We start from the raw sequence: 3309 nt of genomic DNA on the forward strand, positions 1-3309 counted from the left end.
GTCCTCTCCACGTTCGGAGAGTATACGAAGAATTTCCTATCCCGGTTACGTAGGGTGTAAACATCTATATACCGACGAAACCTAGAAACAATTAGATTAAACAAAATATGATGGGAACTCATTTTAAGTTATGCCATAGTGAAAATAAGATAGGTTAATTTTATATCGGAAGCGCGAATGTCTTATACCCCGGCCGATTTTTCCGATGACCTGCATAGCGGGATTGGTGCGGCTTACACTTCGCTGATTGAAATGACTGATGATCCCGACGGGCAGATCTGGCCAGAGTATCTAGTGACGGTCTGCGTCGCGCAAAAACTGGCTCATCTTAAAAGTGACTGGGGTATACTTCGGCTAGAAGAAGATGTGGCAGAAACGGCCACGAATGCTCTGAAAGGTCGAACTCCGACTGCTGTTCTGACACGCGCAGAAGGACGGATCGACATCGTATTGTTCGAGCGCAGCGGACTCGAACTGCCCCGATATGTGATCGAGGTGAAGGACGTTGTTGATTCTTATGATGAGGTCGTCAAGGATATTATCCGAATCGAAGAACTGCTGCTGCTGAACGGCGGTGGAGTAAGTAGTTCGTTTGAAATGGGGGCAATCGTTCTCCTTATTCGTAAAAAGAACACCCGAGCATTCTCTGACGTTCTCCGTCGCTCGGCATCCAAATCTGCAGGAAACATGCAGCGTCGACTTACGGGAATGCTGGCAAACCCAAGCCATGTTAAGATCGACTGGACCGTAGAAGTGGTTTCTGATGGCAGCAAGCCACGCCAACCTACACCGGAAGATTGGGATGAAGAAGGAGGACCAACGCTGAGCGGTGACGAGCAGCTTACTATTGCGATGATTGGTGTGTTCTCTCGGATATAATTGCTACACTAATTTTAAATTGGAAGGCCATATCGGGGATACTGCGAATAGGTCGACGTGGGCCTATCCTAAATTTCGTGTTTGGGCGTTTGATGCGAAAGAATGAGCAGCATCATGGTCCGACGCAAGAAACCCATCATCCCTGACTATGTTCTGGAGCAGGTTCTGGCTGACCGCGTGGTCCGCACGATGATCGAGCAGAACGAGGGCGCCAAATTCTGGCTTCGTGTCATGAACGAGCCACGCCGTCCGCGTGGTTTTTCCCGACGTCCTTGTGCAAACCTGCATAGTTCATCTGCTGCGCCATTCGTTGGATTTCGTCGCCTGGAAAAACTGCTCTGGGTGCCTTTGCCGAAAGCCCTTGGGCCGGAAATACGCAGCGATCGTCCAGTCCTGAGATCTGGCCTGGGAGGAGGGTATTCCCTTCTACGCCTTCCCTGCCGACGTCCGGAAGCTGGTCTATACGACCAATGCCATAGAAGCGCTGAACGCCAAGCTCAGGCGGGCCGTTCAAGCTAGAGGGCATTTCCCCAATGGCGACGCGGCTCTCAAGCTCCTCTTTCTGGCCTTGAATCGAGCCGAGAAAGAATGGTTCATGCCCCCACGGGAATGGTCCATGGCAAAGGCCCAGTTCGCCATTCTCTTCGGTGACCGCTTCGCCCCCGCCACCGTCTGATCAATAACGTGAACAACGCCTCTTACACGAAATCCCTGACAGTCCCGTTGACGTCGCCTTTATACCGAAAATTCATATTCATCGTCGTCGCAAGGAAGAACCGGTTAGTCCCAGTGGCCGACGTGCGAGCAATATCGTAGACACAGGAAATGGAAACTTTTTAGTCTTCTCGTTCAATAGATGACCTTCCGTTCTCCCCACATAGTCGTAATTTGCCGATATGGACGTGTGAAGCGCGCGAAATACGCTTATCTGGTGAATCGCACGAAGGCTTTGCCCTAAGTACCATCGCCCGCAGCCCTACAGCTACTGGCAAAGTCTATCTATTTGGGATCTCGCTGTGGAAACAGGGCCACCACGATATTCAAGGAGTGCATTCTGGACGCAGCCTTAACTGCGACCAGCAAAGAGATAATGGAACGATACATTTTGCCTATGAACCTATTGGCTCCGGATCGAACGGATGTGGGTCTGGTCGGATCACTTTAAACAGTGAGTGATAGGGCTACGTGAACTTAACTCTTTGGACAGGACATTAACGCGACGAATTGGCGTGATAGACTTGGACGGAGCACCCAACCATAATCTGTATCGATCATTATTGCACGGATTGTATGGTATGTGGTCGAATGGAATCTCATTGAATGTATGGAAATTCCATCTCATGTCCGCATACCCCTATCTCGCCCATTGGAAAGAAGAGATCAGCCGGAGTCCGAACGCGATTTACATGACGCTGGCCGATGCCTGGCGCTTTCCATCCGGAAGGGCGACCTGCGGGAAGGGGACAGGCTGCCGCCACAGCGCATGATCGCAGAGTATCTTGGCACCAATCTGACAACCGTAACCCGGGCCTTTACCGAGGCCCGGCGGCGGGGCCTGATTGACGCAACGGTCGGCCGGGGCACCTTTGTCCGTGTCGGCGCCGGCGAGAGCCACTGGCGCCATACGGGACCGGCCGTGGTCGATCTGACCATGAACCTCCCGCCCATCCCGCAGGACCCGCCGCTTCAACGGATTATCCAGAGCGACATCGCGGCCATCCTGAAGCAGCAGGATCTGAACAGCCTGATGTCCTATCGGGTCACCGGCGGCACACTGGAGGAACGCCAGCTTGGCGCAAAATGGATCGCGCCCGTCATCGGGCAGCGGCGAACGGATGAAATCCTTGTCTCACCGGGCGCCCAGAGCGCTTTGGCGGCCATTGTCAGCACCCATACCCAGCCGGGTGATGTGATTGTTACCGACCGTATTGCCTATCCCGGCATCCGGACCATCGCGGCGCAGTTCGATCTCATTCTGGTCGGCGTGGACAGCGACATGGAAGGCATGATGCCGGACCAACTCGATCGCGTCTGTGCCGAGCATCATCCCCGGCTGCTCTACTGCATCCCGACCATCCACAATCCCACCACGGCCACCATGTCCCTGCAACGACGCAAGGACATCCTGAAGGTCGCCCAGCGCCACCATCTGCATATTGCCGAGGACGACCCATACAGCCTGCTGATGGACAGTCCGCTACCGGCGCTGGCAGCCCTCGACCATAGCCGTGTCAGCTACGTGGCTACCCTTGCCAAGACGCTCAGCCCCGGCCTGCGCACCGCCTATGTGGCCTTGCCCAATGCGGACATGACCCGACGGGTCGCGGCGGCCATCCGGGCCATTGCGCTCACCAATGCCGGTCTGCTCAGCGCGCTCACGGCGCGATGGATGCAGACAGGGCAGGCGCATACAATCCTGCACGCCATCCG

The 3309-nt window shown here is 54.7% G+C and carries 1 protein-coding gene and 2 pseudogenes; all 3 read left to right on the top strand.

Features of this window, described 5'->3' with window-relative positions:
- Positions 1-177 precede the first annotated feature (177 nt).
- The gene (locus tag JCM25156_RS11750) at positions 178-879 is read left to right on the top strand and encodes a hypothetical protein (protein ID WP_025813227.1); all 702 of its coding nucleotides are present in this window, start codon (positions 178-180) and stop codon (positions 877-879) included.
- Between the two features lie 168 nt (positions 880-1047).
- A pseudogene (locus JCM25156_RS27985) lies at positions 1048-1555 on the top strand (transposase); the annotation flags it as partial.
- 664 nt (positions 1556-2219) lie between these two features.
- A pseudogene (locus JCM25156_RS23870) lies at positions 2220-3309 on the top strand (aminotransferase-like domain-containing protein); the annotation flags it as partial.

This window comes from Komagataeibacter kakiaceti JCM 25156 (assembly GCF_000613305.1).

Excerpts from the sequence above, each read along its gene's own strand:
- JCM25156_RS11750 (WP_025813227.1), top strand. The coding sequence starts at position 178 with ATGTCTTATACCCCGGCCGATTTTTCCGATGACCTGCATAGCGGGATT.